Origin of the sequence: Halorussus sp. MSC15.2, from assembly GCF_010747475.1 — an archaeon.
Lineage (GTDB): Archaea > Halobacteriota > Halobacteria > Halobacteriales > Haladaptataceae > Halorussus.
Genome location: NZ_VSLZ01000001.1, coordinates 356124 through 372259, shown reverse-complemented (window position 1 = coordinate 372259; position 16136 = coordinate 356124). Strand labels below are relative to the sequence as shown.

At 63.9% G+C, this 16136-nt stretch carries 11 protein-coding genes, 1 tRNA gene and 1 pseudogene; 8 read left to right on the top strand and 5 right to left on the bottom strand.

The genetic code is table 11. From position 1 onward, the window contains the following. The first annotated feature begins 236 nt into the window (after positions 1–236). The 4 genes and pseudogenes from FXF75_RS01895 to FXF75_RS01880 all read left to right on the top strand — a co-directional run bounded on the left by FXF75_RS01895 (position 237) and on the right by FXF75_RS01880 (position 4763). Positions 237–911 (top strand): site-2 protease family protein, encoded by a 675-nt coding sequence (locus tag FXF75_RS01895; RefSeq protein WP_163519863.1) that lies wholly within the window; start codon positions 237–239, stop codon positions 909–911. A gap of 87 nt (positions 912–998) precedes the next feature. Beyond that, a complete protein-coding gene (locus FXF75_RS01890) occupies positions 999–2546 on the top strand; it encodes a heme-binding protein (protein ID WP_163519862.1) in 1548 nt (515 codons plus the stop codon). Between the two features lie 142 nt (positions 2547–2688). Further along, complete coding sequence (locus tag FXF75_RS01885) at positions 2689–3594, top strand: acyltransferase (RefSeq protein ID WP_163519861.1); 906 nt, start codon at positions 2689–2691, stop codon at positions 3592–3594. A 213-nt stretch (positions 3595–3807) separates the two neighbouring features. Next, positions 3808–4763 (top strand): annotated as a pseudogene (locus FXF75_RS01880) (AEC family transporter). A gap of 237 nt (positions 4764–5000) precedes the next feature. Here the strand turns inward: FXF75_RS01880 and FXF75_RS01875 are convergent. After that, positions 5001–5720, bottom strand: a complete 720-nt coding sequence (locus FXF75_RS01875; RefSeq protein WP_205427123.1) for an enoyl-CoA hydratase/isomerase family protein — start codon at positions 5718–5720, stop codon at positions 5001–5003. Between the two features lie 50 nt (positions 5721–5770). Here FXF75_RS01875 and FXF75_RS01870 point away from each other — a divergent pair, with 50 nt between their 5' ends. The 4 genes from FXF75_RS01870 to FXF75_RS01855 all read left to right on the top strand — a co-directional run bounded on the left by FXF75_RS01870 (position 5771) and on the right by FXF75_RS01855 (position 9421). Then, on the top strand, positions 5771–6508 hold the full coding sequence (locus FXF75_RS01870; RefSeq protein WP_205427121.1) for a hypothetical protein: 738 nt from the start codon (positions 5771–5773) through the stop codon (positions 6506–6508). Positions 6509–6586: 78 nt separating this feature from the next. Beyond that, positions 6587–6658 (top strand) — tRNA-Thr (locus FXF75_RS01865). Between the two features lie 1293 nt (positions 6659–7951). Beyond that, positions 7952–8707: a DUF4145 domain-containing protein gene (locus tag FXF75_RS01860; protein ID WP_163519860.1), complete on the top strand. Its 756-nt coding sequence runs from the start codon at positions 7952–7954 to the stop codon at positions 8705–8707. Between the two features lie 144 nt (positions 8708–8851). Next, positions 8852–9421 carry a hypothetical protein gene (locus tag FXF75_RS01855; RefSeq protein WP_163519859.1) on the top strand — a complete coding sequence of 190 codons (570 nt, stop codon included), beginning with the start codon at positions 8852–8854 and terminating at the stop codon, positions 9419–9421. 488 nt (positions 9422–9909) lie between these two features. Here FXF75_RS01855 and FXF75_RS01850 read toward each other — a convergent pair whose 3' ends face one another. From FXF75_RS01850 to FXF75_RS01835, 4 genes are all read right to left on the bottom strand, one after another. Next, positions 9910–10917 (bottom strand): tyrosine-type recombinase/integrase, encoded by a 1008-nt coding sequence (locus FXF75_RS01850; RefSeq protein ID WP_163519858.1) that lies wholly within the window; start codon positions 10915–10917, stop codon positions 9910–9912. A 194-nt stretch (positions 10918–11111) separates the two neighbouring features. Beyond that, on the bottom strand, positions 11112–13100 hold the full coding sequence (locus tag FXF75_RS01845; RefSeq protein ID WP_163519857.1) for a beta-galactosidase: 1989 nt from the start codon (positions 13098–13100) through the stop codon (positions 11112–11114). A 57-nt stretch (positions 13101–13157) separates the two neighbouring features. After that, complete coding sequence (locus FXF75_RS01840; RefSeq protein WP_205427119.1) at positions 13158–15305, bottom strand: alpha-galactosidase; 2148 nt, start codon at positions 15303–15305, stop codon at positions 13158–13160. Beyond that, complete coding sequence (locus FXF75_RS01835; protein WP_163519856.1) at positions 15305–16135, bottom strand: SDR family NAD(P)-dependent oxidoreductase; 831 nt, start codon at positions 16133–16135, stop codon at positions 15305–15307. Before FXF75_RS01835 ends, FXF75_RS01840 begins: the two co-directional genes overlap by 1 nt. Position 16136: the final 1 nt, after the last annotated feature.

The window sequence follows — 16136 nt, the reverse complement described above, 5'->3', positions numbered from 1 at the left end:
AAACAAAACTAATTTACTGGTCGAGCGTATTGCCGTCGCTAATGAACTGGTGGTTTGTGGCCGTCGGTGTCGTCGCCTATTGGGCACTGCTCGAACTAATACGACGGTACTGGACGCTTCCAGAATCGACGTCGGTGATGGGACCGTTCGTCGCCGTATCGAGTAACCGATTCGGCGATATCTTCGACCGACTGGCGACCAGACGACTACACTGGCGATTCTTCGCAAACATCGGCGTGGTCCTCGCGTTCCTCGCGATGACTGGAGTCCTCCTCTCGCTGGTTCTGCTGGCGACGGGGGTCCACCCGACTCCGAAACCAAGAAACGGCGACACGTTCGTATCTGTACTTGCCACTGCGGTTATCCGAGACGTGCGCCAGACACCCCACTTGGTCGCGTTCGGCTTTCTCGTCGCGCTCGTCGTCCACGAACTCGGCCATGCAGTCCTCTGCCGGGTCGAAGGAATCGATATCGCCTCGTCCGGCGTGTGGCTGCTCGGACCGATACCGGTCGGTGGATTCGTCGAGATTGACGCCGAGAACCGGCAGAACTCAGGCTACCCCGCTCGCCTCCGTATTCTCGCAGTCGGCGTGGCTATCAATCTTGTCGTCGGAGTTTCTTCGCTCGTCGCGCTGTGGCTGATTCGCGGTGCTCTTCTCTCTGCTTCCAGTGGAGAAACAGTCGTGACGGCGCTCTTCTGGGTTGGTAGCGTCAATCTCGCGCTCGGACTGTTCAACTGTCTCCCCTCGATTCCGCTGGACGGCGGGCACTTAATCCGCACGGGCACAGAGGCACTCGCAGTCCGAATGCCGCGACGTTTTGGGGGAAAGACGGCAACCGGAGTCGCGATGGGTATCTGGCTGCTGTTCATGGGTTCGCTTCTCGGAACGCTCGTCCGTATCGTTATTTGACGAGAAGACGCGAACGGTGCCCGAGTTGGACCGCCACCGGCAGACAAACTCAAAACATCCTTGGTCGGGCGCTCACAACGTCCACGCATGACGAGAGAACCCCCTGCGACGAACGAGGGTTGGTACGCGCTACACGACTTTCAGACCATCGACTGGGACGCGTGGCGCGCCGCCCCCGAGCGAGAGCGCGAGGCCGCGCTCGAAGATGGCGTCTCGTTCCTGCGCGAGCGCGTGGACGTGACCGACGCCGAGGACGGTTCCTCGGCCATCTTCTCGATGCTCGGCCACAAGGCCGACCTGCTGGTCCTCCACTTCCGGCCGACGATGGCCGACCTCGACACCGCCGAGCGCGCGTTCGAGGACACCGCGTTCGCCGAGTACACCGAGCAGAGTAACTCCTACGTCTCGGTGACGGAGGTCGGCGGGTACACCTCCGAGGAGATGACGAAACCGCCCGAGGAAATCGAGGACACGGGACTTGCACGCTACGCCGAGAGCAAACTCTACCCCCAGATTCCCGACAGCGAGTTCGTCTGCTTCTATCCGATGGACAAGCGCCGCGAACCGGGGGAGAACTGGTACGACCTGCCGTTCGACGAGCGCGCCGACATGATGGACACCCACGGCGAAATCGGCAAGACCTACGCCGGACAGGTGTCGCAGGTCATCTCCGGGTCCATCGGCTTCGACGACTTCGAGTGGGGCGTGGACCTGTTCAGCAACGACCCGACCGACATCAAGGACCTGCTGTACGAACTCCGGTTCGACGAGAGCAGTTCCAAGTACGCCGAGTTCGGGCCGTTCTACTTCGGCCGCCAGTTCCCGCCGGAGGACCTCCCCCAGTTCATGGCCGGTGAGGCAGTCCCCGCCGAGGAAGGGGCGGGCGAATCCGGCCATCCCCACGGCGAGGGCGGACACGGCCACGGCGAGTCCGAGAACCATCACGGCCACGGGGACGGCGAAGGGCACCACGGTTCGGGCGAGTCGGGCGGTCACCACGGCGGTGACAGCGACCACCACCACGGAGACGACTCGACCGCCGAGGACGACGCCGGTAGTATCCGCGGCGAACTCGAAGACCTCGACATCTACGCGGGCCAACCCCACGGCGAGGACGTGTACGCGATGGTCCTCTACTCCGAGGCCGACCCCGACGAACTCTTCGAGGAGGTGGACGGTCTCCGGAAGAACTTCGACCACTACGATACGCACGTCAAGACCGCCGTGTACGAGAACCCGCACGGCGGCCGCTCGGCAGTCGTGAGCATCTGGGAGACCCAGAGCGCGGCCGACACCGCGGGCGGGTTCCTCTCGGACCTGCCGGGCATCGTCGCCCGCGCGGGAGAAGAAAGCGGGTTCGGCACGATGGGGATGTTCTACACCGTCAAGCCCGAACACCGCGAGGACTTCGTGGAGAAGTTCGAGACGGTCGGCGGCCTGCTCGGAGAGATGGACGGCCACCTCGAGACCGACCTGCTGGCCAACCGCGAGGACGAGAACGACATGTTCATCGCCAGTCAGTGGGAGTCCAAGGACGACGCCATGGCGTTCTTCCGGAGCGACGACTTCGCCGACACCGTCGATTGGGGCCGCGACGTGCTGGCCGACCGGCCGCGACACGTCTTCCTGGCCTGAACCGCTCGAGACTGCCCCGCGGGGTCGTCGGCCAGTTTCCGCCGCGAGCGCGCCGGTCGGTCCCGGCGGTTCCCACCACAACCAAAACCCCCATCAAGTCAGGACGAGTAGCATTCGAAATATAAGCGACGGAGGACCCTGTATGACCAAACGACACGTATCCCTCTCCGACGAGATGGAGGCCTCACTCGAAGAGTTCATCGCCGAGGTAGACACGCGGCTAGCGAGCGACGAGGACACCTGCGAGGTGGTCGAGCAGGTGCTGGTGGACCTCCACGGAGACAGGGAGGCCTACGAGCGGTGGCAGAACGGCGAGCGCGTCTCGCCCGCCGAGGAGATTCGCCTCCAGAGCTACGACCCGTGTAACGCGACCCTCGAGAGCGAGTACTACGCCGAGAAGGACGAGGAGAAGTTCCAGCAGTCCAAGCACCTCCAGTGGCTCTGGCGGCAGTTCGACGCCACGCCGATGGCCGACAACGTGGAGTTCGCGCTCCGGTTCCGCCGGATGCTCGCCGACCACCTCTTCGCGGAGTGCGGCGACGACTGCCGCTTTTTCAAGGGCATCACGTTCACCTACGGTCACAACATCACCGTCGGCGACAACGTGGTCGTCCACGACGACGTGCATCTGGACGACCGCGGGGAGTTGACCCTCGGCGACCGGGTCTCCGTCTCCGACTCCGCGCACGTCTACACCCACGACCACGACGTGGTGGACCAGACCGAGGTGCGAAACTACCACACCGTCATCGAGGACGACGTTCGGGTCACCTACGACTCGATGGTCCGCGCGGGCGTGCGAGTCGGCGAGAACGCCATCGTCGCCGCGAAGTCGGTCGTCCAGAGCGACGTGCCCGCCCACCACATCGCGGCCGGACAACCGGCCAAGAGTATCAAGGTCAAGCCCGGATGGGAGGAGGTCGCCGAACCCCTCGACGCCGACGTCGAGACCGACAAGGAATCCCGGCGCATCGAGTACGACCTGCCCGAGGACATGGAGGTCTTCGACGAGTTCCAGCGGGATTTGAATCCGCCGGGCGAGGAGTGAGCGCTCCCGTCGCCGCCGAGTTGCCTCCGTTCTGTCGGTGTTTCGACACTCGATAGCGGCGTCTCCTGCGGCCCGTCTCGGCGACGAGGGACGGTTACCGAGCGGGAGAATCGGACACAGATACCGGGAGAGCGCGAACCGACACCCGGAGAAAACCACCGCACTTAGCCGCCTCCGACACCTTTGTAACGACGAACCGTCACCGTCCGAGACGTGTCACTCGTCTCTGCGCTCGGGACGGCCATCCTTCCGGTCCTCTCCGTCGCGGCGGTCGGCTTCCTGCTCGGGAAAGTCCGCGAAGTGGACGTAGACGCGCTGGGGACCGTCACCATCTACGTCCTGACGCCCGCGCTCATCTTCCACAGTCTCGCCACCTCCGAGATTTCGAGCGGACTGGCCGCGAAGTTGCTCGCCGGTGTCGGTCTGTTCACGCTGGTGATGGTCGCGCTGGCGGAGGGGGTCGGCCGACTTCTCGGCGAGTCCGAACCCGTACTGGGCGCGCTGGTCCTCTCGTCGTCGTTCCCGAACGCGGGCAACTACGGCATCCCCCTGTCGGCGTTCGCGTTCGGCGCGGTCGGCCGCTCGACGGCGGTCCTCTACATCGCGGGCAGTCGGTGCTGATGTACACCGTCGGCGTCTATCTGGCGTCCCGCGGTGAGACGACCGACCTCCGGTCGGCCGCCGCCGAGGTGTTTCGCCTCCCGCTGGTCTACGCCGTGGTCGCGGCGTGGGTCGCGCGGTGGGCCGGAGTCGTCCCGGCCGCCGACACCGCCGCGATGGAGACGCTGCAACTCGTCGGCGACGCCTCCATCCCGGTGATGCTGCTGATGCTCGGCATCCAACTCGCCAACACTCAGCACGGCGCGGCCATCTCGCGGGTCGGCGTCTCGAACGGCCTGAAACTGGTCGTGGCACCGCTGGTCGGCGTGGGAGTGGCGCTGGTTCTCGGTCTCGGGGCGAATCCGGCGGTGGCGCGGGTATTCGTGCTGGAGTGCGGGATGCCCGCCGCGGTCACGCCGCTGATTCTCTCCATCGAGTACGATTCGGGCGACGGCGAGGGGTTGTCGGGACCGGAGTACGTGAGCACCGCGATTTTCGCCAGTACGGTTGCGAGCGTGGTGACGCTGACCGGACTCATCGCGGTGTTGCAGTCGGGGCTGTTGATTTGAATCGGTTTTGGGGTGAGGGGAGACCGTTGACCGTACCGTCGAGGAGAGCTGAAAGTGGAAGGGAGCTAGCTACTGCTTGAGCCACGGAGTACCGCAACTGACCGCACCGCAACCGTAGGCCTCCCGCCTCCCCAGCCTCGTCGGCCGCCGGACGGCGGCGACTCCCTCGCGCAGATGGGCACGACGCACGGCGGCGTCGTGCCAGCGCGCGCCGGGAGAACGGACGGCGGTAGCTCACTACTCGCGCCGGTCGGCGATGGCGTCGGCGTGGCGGTCCACGAGGCGACCGAAGACCTCCGTCTCCCGGCGTTGCTGGACCTCCGGCGGTGAGTCGTCGCGCATGCGTTCCTTCACGAGGCGGAGGGTCTCGGGGTCGTTGGCGGCGAGTTCGTCGGCGACCGCCCGGGGGTCGTCGGCCACCCGGGAGACGAGTCCCATCCTGCGGGCCGCCTCGGCGTCCACGGTCCGACCCGAGAGCGCGAGGTCCAGCGCCTCGCCCTCGCCGACGATTCGGGGGAGGCGCGCGGTTCCGCCCCACGCGCCGAACAGTCCCAGTTTCACGCCCGGTTCCGCGAAGGTCGCCTCCGGCGTGGCGACCCGGAGGTCGCAGGCCAGCGCGAGTTCGACCCCGCCGCCGCGGGCCGGGCCGTCGATGCCAGCGACGACCGCGCTGTCGGCGTCCTCGATGGCGTCGGCGACGCGCTGGCCGCGCTCGGCGAACGCCTCGGCCGCCTCGCGGTCGAGTCCGGCCACCACGTCGAGGTCCGCGCCCGCGCAGAACGCCGGTCCCTCGCCGCGGAGGTAGACGACCGGCTGGTCGGCGTCGGTCACCGCCGCTTCGAGCGCGTCGAGTCCGTCGGGCGTGAGCGCGTTGCGTCGGTCGGGCCTGTCGAGCGTCACGACCCGCACGCGGTCGTACTCCTGCGTCCGAATCACGGTCCCGTCACGTTCGCACATCGGAGTCGGTTTCCAAAGGTCTTTGGCGATTCCGTCGTAAGGGTCGCGCAATGGAAGCGGCCGTCCGGGCACGAGAGGCAGGACGACAGGCGGTTCGAGACGTTGCGCCGGACCGACTCCGCGAACGCATCCACTCGCTCCTCGACGAGTCCGCGATGGTGCCGGGCGTACTGGCCCTCACCTCCGCGGGGGCCGTCGAGGGTGCGAGTGCGACCGGAGGCCGGAAACCGAGCGGAACGGGGGAGCTACCGGGCAGTACCGACGGACGTGCAACTGGGAGCGGTCCCGTGGGCGTCGAGGAGCGCGCCGCCGGCGTCCAACTCATCTACGAGGGACTGCGCCTCACCCGCGCGCTCGCCGACGAGTCGCCGTGGGACCGCGACCCGCCACACACCGACAGCAACATCGACATCCTCGCGGCGGACGTGATGGTCGCCCGCGGATTCTCGCTGCTCGCGCGGACCGAGGCCGCCGACAAGGCGGTCGAGACCGTCCAGTCGTTCGGCCGCGACGAGACCGAGGACCAGCAGGGTCGCCCGACCGCACCGCACGCGCTGGAGACCGACGTGTTCGAACTCGCGGTGGTGGCGGGCACGACCGCGTTCGGGTCCGAACCTTCCGACGCGCTGCTCTCCTACGCCGCGGAACTGGCCGAGTCGCTCGACGGCGACCATCCGGAGTCGCCCGACTCGGTCGCCGACGCGGTCGAGGAAGCCGTGGCCGACGCGCCGGACCCCCGGCAGTTCGGTCCCGCGGAGGACCCCCGGCCCTCGGCCACCGACCCCTGACCGTCTCCCCCGACGGGAATCGAAACGCCTAAAGAGGTTTCCGGGCATACCATGAAACGCGCCGAAGTAGCGGAGTGCGCCTGGGTAGCTTAGAGGTAAAGCGCGTCCTTGGTAAGGACGAGAGCCCGGGTTCAAATCCCGGCCTAGGCTTGCGCCTGCGGCGCTGGCTGTAATTCCAGTACAGCGCCCTTCTCACATAGTTTTTACCCCGGATACCATCAGGAATGCCACCCGTCTTGCGGAGGGTTTTGCCGGTGTTCTGCCTTTGCCAAGGACACCCGCCCGCGCAATGACCCTCCAGCGTACCGCGTTTAGCGAAAATTCAGTCAATCAATCAATCAATCGGAAATCAGCAGGAAGGAGAGGTAAGGTTAGAACATCAACCAATAGGGAAATGCCACCTCAAACGTTACTTTGCCCGATAATTTTGGTAGTTTTACAACGTGCGTCAGGGTCACCGTGGTTGGCGGATTCAGTCCGACCGGAAGACTCGGTATCAATCAAGAAGCGCGACCTCCATTATCGGCTGTTGCCCGGTGACCGGTCATCACGGATTGCATGGTCACCACAACTATTTCTGTCTGATTGTCGAGGTGTCTACCTAATCTGAAGAATAGTTCAAATCAAATTGGCCAGAAATTTGTAGTTCCCACCCCATGGTCACCAGAAGAAAACTCACCAATAGTTCTCAATTATCAAAAGTGTCCAAGGTGCCCACCCCCTACAATACTGTATAACAACTACTGGTACCAGAGTAGGTGAACACCGTACTGGTAACATCGGGAAGGACAGCCGGAAGTAACAGAGTACGGGTAACAGTACAGATAACCATAGCGGGTACAAGGAGGCTATACAGGGCGAGATAACGGGGTTCATCCGGATATAGCAGGCACTTCTTCACGTCGCTGGTATAGTAAAATCTAGCGAGAAGCCAGAACGAATCAGAAGCGGTTCTGACGGTTTCTTGAGTTGAAACGATGTATCCCTCTCGCGGAGAAATCAAACCCGTCAAGACGCCCATATGGCGCTCTGAGCGAGTTCTGTGATTGTGGATGTTCTCTGTATCTGGCGGCGACGTTACCTGTCCTACCCTCACCCCTATTAAACTCACCCTTAGTTTATCAAACTGCAATTTGCTGAAGTCCCGGATACTATAAGGAACTGACAGCATGGGCAGTTGTGAAGTTGGGGACTGAAGGCTGACTGGTCACCTCCACGGTAACGGGTGACCGGGAACTGGTGACCGGCCACCGAGTAAGCCCGTAGTAGAGTAGATTTTCGCTGTAGAGTGAACTCGGCTGGCGTCCGGTTCCCGATGTTGCCCGCAATTGTAACAAAATCTCTCTTTTCCACGTTTTTCTCATGCTTTCCCGCTCGGTCACCCTTCGGGGGCACCGAAGAGAGAGTAAATCATTTTAGACGTCCACTTCTTCGGTCACGATAATGAATGAAATTGATGGAAAATCAGACCAACTACGAGATGAGATTGATGGTTTAGTGTCCGAAATAGAGGATATAAACAGCACCCTGTATGACCTTGCTCAAAACTCCACTTCTGGGGGGAAAATCAAAACTGACCGCGTGGATTGGGCGCTAGTAGACCAAGTTGATGAACAGTACGAGGTCTGGTATAACCGGGGCTTGACGTTGGTCTCCGAGTATCTACCAGAAAGGGAGGCTGACTTTAGAGGAGCATACTCTGACATGGACGAACTGCTTCATTTTGATGGAATGGAGTATAAGAAAGCAGACCGATACTGCGGTATTCTCCGTCGCATCATTTCCCGACAAAAGAATATTCTTCTATCTATTCCCTCGAAATTGGAAACAGAACGCTTGAAAGTCCGAAAAGGAATCTCGGACGAAATTCTCACCGAGGAACTGTATCAGGCTAAGGACCTTTGGGACGCTGGGAATATCAGAGCCGCCGGTGTGGTTACTGGTGTAGCCCTTGAGCGTCATCTTCTGACTCTCTGTGAAGTGAGCGAGCGTGACTTAGAGTACCGGCATTCTGATGGAATACGCTCTCTTGCTGAAACTCTGTATGATGCAGGCGAAATAACGGACACAACGAAGAGCCAACTAGGATATCTCGCTGATATTCGTAATGACTGTGCCCATGCAAACGAGAAAGAGCCTGATAGGCGGGACGTTGAGCGGTTAATAAAGCAAGCAGAGGACATCGTTCGAGAGGTCTAAGGTCTTACCACAGTTTGTCCAAACAGCAGTCCTTTCCATACGGAAGAACGCCATCGGCGCGTTCAATGGACAACATCTACTAGTAGAATCCTGTTAGAACTCTATATCTAGCGGTAAGCGATAAAGGGGATAGAATACACGAGCATGACCAAAAATGATAGAGAACCGCTCTGGGCGGAGATTCTTCGGTTACTGCATAATCACGAACAGTATATTCACGAAGATACCGTCGAAGATACTCCAGAGTCTTTTAACATGACGGTAAGAAGTGCACCGGGTGTACCCGGTGGAGGAGATACTATAGAATTCCTTGCTGATAAGACAGGACGAGAGGAGAATGAAATCCGTGAATCACTTAGATATCTACAGTCGGTAAATTGTGCTCGTGAGTTAGAGTCTGCTGGGGGTGGGAAAAGATTCGGTCTGACAGCAGAGGGGTTCAAGATAGCGCATGAGCGAGAGATGCAAGAATACCAAACAGAGCGTGAGGATGACCGAGACCGACGCCAACATGATGTAAACCGCGCAATTGCGCTCTTGACTATAGCATTAGTTCTGATTAATTTCATACGAGCAGGAGTCACCGGGCTAGTCGGAACAGATGCTGACCCGGATATAGTTTATATCATTCTCGGGTTCGGTGGTATACTTGCGGTTGTGATAAGCGTGGGGTTGTGGCGTGCAGGACTGCTTTCCTCGTGGGAGGCAAAATAGGCAAAACAGAACATTCGTAACAGTCCATAGGTTGAAATCCCAGTTGTAAATCTGAAAGGTTGTTGCATTTGCGTTTGCTGTTGAGGAACCGGTCTTCTTACTATGCCCCGCACTCCTTCTCGGGCAAAGGAGTGCGCTACTTCGGCTATAGGATTATCCTATTGAATATCTCACAAGTATGACGCCTCAGTATGGTTTTAGAAATAACATAATGATTAATTATATGGTGGTTGCCGCAGTGATGGAGAATATGGCACGACCAAAAAAATGCCGATGTGCCAGAGTTGTGCCCAGCGTGTGGCCACGAATGGGACTACAAACACGGTGGAAGAATCGGAACACAATATGAGGACGGCCTTCAGGTGATGTCAAAAAACAAAGTGCAATGCGAAGACTGCCTTGAAGTTATCCCCTTAGACGAGTTGGGGCAACGAAGATTTTAGGAGCGTTACAAATTTTAGCGTTACTAAAACGGTATTTTACCGTTTTTAGATATCCCTAATGTGTTCTCGTCGTCTCTCAGCCTTCTCCGCACTTGTTCCCTTATCATAGTGCTTGTCAAGCACCTTCCCACTCATATTCACGCGCTCTCCAGTTACGTCCTTCGGCTGTCCCGCGTTCCGAGCGGCGGTCACGTACCCCCGTCGTAGGGCATGGGGACTAACTGACCCCGGGCACTTGCAAGAGGCATTCCAAGACATGGCCTCGCAGGTGTCCGGGTCACGGTCAAATGGACACTCCCCGCCGTTGTAGTAGCAGGGACGGGTGGCCGTGTAGACGTACCGTTGAATCGTCGTTTCCACGACGCGGCCACTCTTGGACGTGAGGAGCGGCTTTCTGTTGTGTTCGTCCCTTACCTCGTTCCGGTTCTGCTCCACGTAGTCACGGACTACCTCAGCCGTCTCGGGAGTCAGTAGAACATCCCGTTCACTCTTCTCTTTGTTCTTGAGTGGTGTTCCCGATGTTGGCCGGTGGCGGAGTTCGAGCGCGGGCCGAGCCTCGTCAAAGTCACCGAGGTCGAGTGCCCGTAACCCGCTCATTCGCATTCCCGTTTTCCAGAGAATGAGGAGCGTGACATGGCGGTTACTCGCGTACTCGTACTTCTTGAGGAAGTCCAGCATTGCGACGGCTTCATCCCGGGTCAGGAGGTCGTCACAAACCTCGTCGTCCTCGTTGACCGAGGGTATCCGCACCATGTCGGCCATGCCCCGAGGGACGGCTTGGATGTGTTCGCAGAACTCGATGAATTGCTTGAGCGTCATCATGTCCTGTCGGGCCGTGATGACCTTCACGTTCGACAGGCGGTGTTCCTTGTACCGCTGGATGACTTCGCTGTCAAGGTCGTTGAGGTCCGTGATGCCCTGCTCGTCTAGCCAATCACAGAACTGTCGGGTCGTGGTGCGGTAGTTCTTGATTGTCTTCTTGGTGACGCCGGGCTTCTTGTCGTTGAGGTAGCGGTTCTTCGCATCGTGCGGTGGAGTTGGTTTCAGGCTCATGGCTGTTCGGGTACAGCCAGTTTAACAGGCAATGGTATAGCCCACCACGGCGGGCGCGGGGCCGTGTGCCCCAAATCGCCCGCCGACGAGAGCCCGGGTTCAAATCCCGGCCTAGGCTCTTCTCGCGAACGTTACACTACAGAGTTCTACTGCCGTAATTTTCCGGCGAAAAACGAGAGTCCCCGACGGCCGAGTCAGGAGACGTCGAGGTCGGCCGCGGGAGCCTCGACGATAGCCACGTCGAAGCCGTCCACGGATTCGTCACCGACGACGAACTCGGCCGCCGCTGGCGCACTGACCTCGACTGGGTCGCTGCCGAAGTTGGTCACCCACGCGTAGCCGTCGCGCTCGGCGACCCTGACGCTCTCGGGGAGTCGGTCGGTTCGCGGGACGCCCGCCGCGTCGAGCGCGTCGGATACGAGCGCGTCCGCCAGTGGGGGTTCCGGCCAGACGCCACAGTAGGTGACCGTGCCATCGCCGACGGCGCGCTCCGTGACGGCCGGGCGTCCCTCCGCAACGCCCGAGGCGTGCGTCCCGATAGCGGTCGCCTCGTCCGGAGAGAGCCACTCGGCCCACGTCCGGTAGTCGTAGCGCTCGCCCCCGTACTCGACGGTCGCGTCGAGCGAGGCGGGGAGGCTCTCGTGCTGGTCCACCGTCGCGCCAGCGAGGTCGGCGAGCGGGCCGGGCGCCGGCGCGTCGTGGAGCTTGTTCGCCGGGTCCTTCAGCCCGGTTCTGGCCCCGAAGACGACGCGACCGCCGCCCTCGACGTACGCCCGGAGGGCGGCCGCCCGCGAGTCGTCCGCGAGGTGGAAGGCTGGCGCGAAGACGACCGCGTAGTCGCCGAGGTCGGCGCCGGGGTGGACGAGGTCGGCCTGCACCCCGTGGCGGCGGACCGCCCCGTAATACGCTCGGAGGTGCGACCAGTAGTCCCAGTCGGGCGAGTGAGGCTGAATCTCGGTCGCCCAGAGGTTCTCGTAGTCGTGGAGGACCGCGACCGGCGCGTCCACCGGGTCGAGGTCGAACAGTTCGTCGGCGGCCCGCGTCGCGTCGCGGTACCCCCGGTCGGGCGAGCCGTCGGCCTTCCGAAGCCCCGCGTGGTACTGTTCTTGGCCCTCCAGACACCGACGCCACCGGAAGTACAGCACCGCGTCGGCACCGTGGGCGACGGCGTGGTGCGCCCAGAGGCGCATCACGCCCTCGGCGGGTTGGGGCGCGTGAGGCGGCCAGTTCACGTCGCCCGGCTGCTGCTCCATCACCCAGAACGGTTTCCGCTTCGCGCCCCGGTAGAGGTCGTGGTTCATCCCGACCTCGTCGGGGTCGCCCGCCCGGAGTTCGTCGGCGGTCGGGTCGCCCTGCCTGCGGTCCTGCACGAACCCCGTGGGGTAGGAGTCCCACGAGAGGAAGTCGAGGTCGTCGGAAAGCGAGTGGGCGTCGAGGCTCCGGAAGTCGCCCATGAAGTTGTGGGTGACGAACCAGTCGTCGTTCGCCTCGCGGAGCAGGTCGGCGTGGAGCCGGTTGTACTCGGCGACGCTGTCACTGGCGAACCGGTAGTAGTCCAGCAGCCGCGAGGGGTGCTGTTCGGCGGGCGTGGGCCGGGGCGGCTCGACCGCCTCGAACGAGTCGTACTGCTGGCTCCAGAAGGTGGTGCCCCACGCGTCGTTGAGCGCCGCGACGGTGCGGTACTTCTCGCGGAGCCAGCCGCGGAAGGCGTCGGCGCAGTCCTCGCAGTAACACCGCACCGTCTCGTGACAGCCGAACTCGTTGTCGGTCTGCCACCCGGCGACGCGTGGGTCGGCGGCGTACCGGTCGGCGAACGCGCGGACGACGCGCTCGGTCTCCTCGCGGTAGGCCGGGGAGTTGAAGCAGGTGAACCGACGGCTCCCCCACTCGCGGGCGGTGCCGTCGCGGTCGGCCTGCAGTATCCCGGGGCGCTCGTCCACGAGCCACTTGGGCGGGGTCGCGGTCGGCGTGCAGAGGACCGCCTCCATCCCGTGGTCGCCGACGAGTTCGACGGCCTCGTCCAGCCAGTCGAAGTCGAACTCGCCGCGGGCGGGTTCGACCCGGCCCCACGAGAACTCGGCCATCCGGACGTAGTCGATGCCCGCCTCGGCCATCTGTTCGACGTCTCGCTCCCAGCGCTCGCTGGGCCAGTGTTCGGGGAAGTAGCAGACTCCGATGCTCATTGGTTTCGAGGGAGTGGTGTGTGGGTTGCGGTCATGGGTTCTCCAAGGGAATTTCAGTCATCGTCTCTCGAACGAGAGGTCGTTCTCGCCCGGCGCGAGTTCGATTTCGGTCGTCTCGCTGCGTTCGCCGTCGATACCGGCGTCACCGGCATCGCCAGCGTGCGTCCAGTCGTCGGGAGTCGCCACGACGGCGGTCTGCGGGCGGGACGCGTCGAGCGTCACCGAGAGCGTCCCGTCGGCGTCCCAATCGACCGCGGTCACCCGCGATGCGAGGTTGGCGAGGTGGTCGCTCCCGACCAAGTGCGGCCGGTCGCGGGTCGGGGCGAGGTGCGCCAGCAGACAGCCGTGAGCCGGGACCTCGCGTTCGACCGGGCCGGTCCCGCGGTCGGCGCGCTCGAACGCGTCCCAGACGCGCACGGCACCGAGACCGTATTCGGCCGGGTCCACGCGCAGGGTCAGCGGTTCGTCGCGCCAGTTGAACGCGGCGACTGCCAGTCCGCCGTCGGCCGGTCGCTCGGCGACGACGCGGGTCGGCAGTTCGCGCTCGCCGACGCCGCGGACCTGCCCGGTTTCGACGGGCGGGAGCGTCCGCTCGACCAGTCGTCGGCCCGCCTCGCCGATGTCGGCCACGCGGTCGCTGATTACGTTCGAGCCGCCGAGGAGCGCGACGACGGCGGCGAACGACCGGCGCTCGGCGAGCGAGAGGTCGGTCGTCTCGCGCACGAGCTGGCAGTCGGGGTCGTTCAGCCAGAGCCGACGGTGGGTCCACTGGCGGTTGAGGACGTTGCGAATCGCGTTCTCGTGTGCGGGCTGGCTCGCGGGGTCGGCGCGCCAGTGAGGCGCGGTGTCCGGGCCGACCCGCATCGCGTCCACCAACCCGACGCTCTGGCCCTGCGGCGCGCCACAGCCCAGCAGGAACGTGTCGTCGCCGACCGCCTCCCGGACGAGGCTGAGACCGCTCCGGTAGGCCGCCGCTCGCGTGACGTCGGCGTGGCGCTCGCCCGGGAGCGCGGCGGCGTAGAGGAAGTCGAGTTTGAGGTAGTCGAACCCCCAGTCGTCGGCGATGGTCTCGAACGTCTCCCGGAGCCACCGCCGGGCGTCTGGATGGGTGGTGTCGAGCGCGTACATCGGCCCGTGGCGGGGTCCCGCGTCCACCGGGTCGCCGTCGTCGGTGACGAGCCACTCGGGGTGGTCGGCGGCCAGCGCCGAGTCCGACTGGACGTAGAACGGCGCGAGCCAGAGACCGGGCGTGCGGCCCGCCTCGCGCACCTCATCGACGAGTCGCTCCACGTCCTCGAACCCCTCGGCGAGCGTGCGCCAGTCGCCGAACGCGGTCTGGTAGCCGTCGTCCACCTGCACGAGGTCGAGCGGAGCGCCCCACTCGCCGAGCGAACCGAGGTTCTCGCGGACGTCGGCGGCGGTGACGTCCGTGAAGTAGTGGTACCACGAACACCACCCCGTCGGCGCGTCGGCCGGGACGCGAGCGTCCATGCGGTCGGCCGTCGCGTCCGCGAGCGCGGCCAGCGCGTCGGGCAGGTCGTGCGTCGCGTCGATACGAAGCGTCGGGAGCACGAGACGCTCGCCGCCGTCCAGTCGCGTCCCGTCGCCGGGACAGACCGCCGACACGCCGTGAACGCCGTCGGCGTCGTGGTCGATTTCGAACCGCGAGACGAACCGCGAGTGGTCGAGAAAGCCCATCGTGAGCGCGCTATCGTCGGCCAGCAGCGCCGTCACGCCGTGGGAGGCGTCCGGGGGCGCGGCCGGGTCGAGCATCTGGGGCGGGTTCTCTTCTGCCGGGAAGCGCTCGCCGACCGGGAGCGTGGCCGTGGGCGTCCACGACTGGTAGCCGTGCCGGTAGCGCCGGGTCTCGGCTCCGAGCGACGGCGCTCGCGCGTCTGTCAGCGGTCGCAGGTCCCCGAGCGCGACGGGACGGTCGCGGGGGTTACGAACCGCGACGCGGACGTCGATGGTGCCGTCGCCCGCTTCGAGTTCCACCGTCGTTCCCCAGACGCCGTCGTGGACGGCGCGGACGACCTCGCCCGACTCGCCAATCGTCGCGCTCTCGGTCGCCGGGAGTTCTTCGTCGCCGACGTCGAGGCGGACTCGCCCGTCGAGCAGGGTTTCGCCGTCGCGTTCGACCGCGAGACGGCGTTCCTCGGGGCGGTAGCTGACGGCGGTGTCGCCGTCGCTCGCGCTGATTTCCATCAGTTCGCGTCCTCCTCGCGGCGCGCCCGGTAGTCGGGCAGTTGGTCGTCCTGCATCACCGCAGTCCGGCCGCCGTCGACCAGCAGCGACGCGCCCGTGACGAAGGCGGCGTCGTCGCTCGCGAGGAAGGCGACGGTGCCAGCCACGTCCTCGGGACTGCCGAGTCGGCCGACCGGGTGGATGGATTCGAGGTATTCGCGGTACTCCGGGTCCATCTCGTCGGTCGTCCGGTCGATGGCGACCCACCCGGGGTTGACCGTGTTGACGCGGACCGACGGGCCGAAGTCCAGCGCCATCGCGCGGGTCATGCCGTCGATACCGGCCTTCACCGCGTTGTACGGGAACATCTCGGGCATCGTGAGGCGGGCGTGGTTCGAGGAGACGTTGACGATAGCGCCCTCGTCCATGTGGTCCCGGGCGTGCTTGGCGCAGAGCCAGTAGGCCCGGAAGTCGGTTTCGAGGACGAAGTTCCAGTCGTCCATCGACGCCTCCGCCGCGCCGGTGTTCGTCTCGACGCCGGCGTTGTTGACCAGCACGTCGATGCCGCCGTACTCCTCGGCGGTGGCCTCGACCAGCGCCGCGATATCCTCGGGGTCGCGCATGTCCGCGCGGACGAACGTCGCGTCGCCGCCCGCGTCCTCGATGTCGGCGACGGTCGTCTCGCCGTCTGCCTCGGTCCGGCCCGTGACGACGACGCTCGCGCCCTCGCGGGCGAACCGCCGCGCGATTCCCTCGCCGATGCCGCGGGTCGAACCGGTGACGAGGACCGCGTCGCCCTCGAATCGCCCCGGAACGCCGTCTGGCGCGGTCGAGGCGTCGTTGCCGGACACG

Bases quoted from the DNA above. Each gene is read 5' to 3' on its own strand.
- FXF75_RS01890 (WP_163519862.1), top strand. From the start codon at position 999: ATGACGAGAGAACCCCCTGCGACGAACGAGGGTTGGTACGCGCTACAC.
- FXF75_RS01885 (WP_163519861.1), top strand. From the start codon at position 2,689: ATGACCAAACGACACGTATCCCTCTCCGACGAGATGGAGGCCTCACTC.
- FXF75_RS01875 (WP_205427123.1), bottom strand. From the start codon at position 5,720: ATGTGCGAACGTGACGGGACCGTGATTCGGACGCAGGAGTACGACCGC.
- FXF75_RS01870 (WP_205427121.1), top strand. From the start codon at position 5,771: ATGGAAGCGGCCGTCCGGGCACGAGAGGCAGGACGACAGGCGGTTCGA.
- FXF75_RS01860 (WP_163519860.1), top strand. From the start codon at position 7,952: ATGAATGAAATTGATGGAAAATCAGACCAACTACGAGATGAGATTGAT.
- FXF75_RS01855 (WP_163519859.1), top strand. From the start codon at position 8,852: ATGACCAAAAATGATAGAGAACCGCTCTGGGCGGAGATTCTTCGGTTA.
- FXF75_RS01850 (WP_163519858.1), bottom strand. From the start codon at position 10,917: ATGAGCCTGAAACCAACTCCACCGCACGATGCGAAGAACCGCTACCTC.
- FXF75_RS01845 (WP_163519857.1), bottom strand. From the start codon at position 13,100: ATGAGCATCGGAGTCTGCTACTTCCCCGAACACTGGCCCAGCGAGCGC.
- FXF75_RS01840 (WP_205427119.1), bottom strand. From the start codon at position 15,305: ATGGAAATCAGCGCGAGCGACGGCGACACCGCCGTCAGCTACCGCCCC.